The organism is Mesobacillus sp., assembly GCF_049588175.1.
Lineage (GTDB): Bacteria > Bacillota > Bacilli > Bacillales > Cytobacillaceae > Mesobacillus.
In genome coordinates, this window is sequence record NZ_JBAVFI010000023.1 from 1 (window position 1) to 1,560 (window position 1,560).

Below are 1,560 nucleotides of genomic sequence, written 5' to 3' on the forward strand. Positions count from 1 at the left end.
TATATGCCAGACACAACAGTCAATCCAAACTTACTTCACAACCGGATCCACCCCGCAAGCCAGCACACCCAGCGCGGCCTGGCGCTCGTTCCATGTCATCGGAGGCAGCTCGCTCTTTAGCTCGACCATGTCAATCGCGCCATCAACCGGGCATACAATCGAGCATAGATTACAGCCGACGCAATCTTCTTCGCGTACCTTTAGATAGCTGTTTCCACTTGCGTCCTTCAGCATATCAATACATTGATGCGAGGTGTCCTCACAGGCAATGTGGCACTTATTGCAGTTAATGCATGTATCATTATTGATCCTGGCAACAATTTTATAGTTAAGATCTAGGTCTCCCCAATCTGAGTACTTATGAACGGATTTCCCAACGAGATCCATCACAGAGGCAATTCCTTTTTCATCAAGGTAATTACTTAAGCCCTCGATCATGTCTTCAACAATTCGGAAGCCGTGGTGCATTGCGGCTGTGCAAACCTGGACACCAGTAGCACCCATAAGCATGAACTCCACCGCATTCTGCCAATTGGAGATTCCGCCGATACCGGAAATCGGTATATTAATCCGAGGATTACGAGCACACTCACCAACCATATGCAGGGCAATCGGTTTAACAGCAGGTCCGCAATAGCCGCCGTGCGCACCCTTGCCACCAACATGCGGCACCGTATCCCATGTATGAATATCAACTGCAGCCAGGCTATTAATCGTGTTAATCATACTAATCGCATCAGCCCCGCCTTGTACCGCAGCTTCGGCCGTCACAGTAATATCCGTGATATTTGGCGTCAGCTTAACGATAACCGGAGTCTGGGCAACTTCCTTAACCCAGTATGTCTGTTTCTGAACAAGCTCAGGTACCTGCCCGGAAGCAGCCCCCATGCCACGCTCCGCCATCCCGTGCGGACAGCCGAAGTTAAGCTCAAGCCCATCGACGCCAACATCCTCAACCCTCTTAACGATCTCGTGCCATTTTTCCTGCTTTGGCTCGACCATCAGAGAAGCAATGATTGCGTGATTCGGAAACTTTTTCTTCGTTTCATAAATCTCTTTCAAATTGACCTCAAGCGGACGGTCAGTGATTAATTCGATATTGTTGAAGCCTGCCACTTTCTGGCCGTTAAAACTAACCGCTGCAAAGCGTGAGGAAACATTCAGGATTGGATCCCCAAGCGTCTTCCAAACCGCTCCGCCCCAGCCAGCTTCAAAGGCACGCTGGACCTGATAGCCCGAGTTGGTTGGAGGAGCAGAAGCTAACCAGAACGGGTTTGGTGACTTGATTCCTGCCAAATTGATACGTAAATCTGCCATACTCTTACCTCCCTTTGTTTGTTAGGCTGTTTCTGGAACTGGCTTAGATAGCAGCTGGTGAATCGCGTAGGCCGTGTCCTTCCCCTGCTGGGCGGCAGAAACGACCATCGCTTCTCCCTGTCCTTTGCCGAAAATGACGTCTCCACATGCGAAGACTTTTCTATTAGATGTTTGATACGTTTCCGGGTCAATTTTAACGACACCGCCACCATGCTCCAAACCAAATTGTTCAAGCAGCTGTAC

General features: G+C 49.6%; 1 protein-coding gene and 1 pseudogene. Both read right to left on the bottom strand.

Translation table 11 applies throughout. The annotated features are described in order from the left end of the window. Positions 1 to 30 precede the first annotated feature (30 nt). Entirely contained in the window at positions 31 to 1,317 is a 1,287-nt protein-coding gene (preA, locus tag WB217_RS00470) for an NAD-dependent dihydropyrimidine dehydrogenase subunit PreA (protein WP_423989612.1), read from the bottom strand. A 21-nt stretch (positions 1,318 to 1,338) separates the two neighbouring features. Then, positions 1,339 to 1,560, bottom strand: a pseudogene (locus WB217_RS00475) (dihydropyrimidine dehydrogenase); the annotation flags it as partial.